Source organism: Weissella sp. DD23 (assembly GCF_001579105.1).
Lineage (GTDB): Bacteria > Bacillota > Bacilli > Lactobacillales > Lactobacillaceae > Weissella > Weissella cibaria.
This window is the reverse complement of the sequence record NZ_KQ970479.1, coordinates 1-410: the sequence shown is the minus strand read 5'-3', so window position 1 is coordinate 410 and position 410 is coordinate 1. Positions and strand designations below refer to the sequence as shown.

At 46.6% G+C, this 410-nt stretch carries 1 protein-coding gene; it reads left to right on the top strand.

Annotation, left to right across the window (positions count from 1 at the left end; translation table 11 throughout):
* On the top strand, positions 1-410 hold a 410-nt coding region (locus WEIDD23_RS12345; protein ID WP_062359103.1), incomplete at both ends, for an ABC transporter permease subunit.

The following is a 410-nucleotide window of genomic DNA, read 5'->3' as shown; positions in this document are numbered from 1 at the left end:
ATTTTCTTGGCTTACTACGGTTTGCCTGAAATTATTCCTGCGTTGAAGACCTGGTCGCCAGAAGTGATGGTCATTTTAGCTTTGGGCTTCAAGTATGCGGCGTGTATGGCCGAAACGTTCCGAGCAGCCGTTGATTCTGTTGATGCCGGGCAATGGGAAGCAGCCACCTCGTTACAGATTAATAAGTGGGCCTTCTTTAAACACGTGATGCTACCGCAAGCCGCCGTAAATGCAATTCCAGGGTTTGGCAATTACACGATTGGTATTTTGAAGGAAACTGCATTGGCCTTTGTCATTGGGGTGACGGAACTATTTGGTGAAGGTAAATTGATCGCTGGCGGTTCGTTTAAGTATATGGAAGTTTACGCAGCGGTCGCGATTATTTATTGGTTGTTGGTAGTGGCGTATTC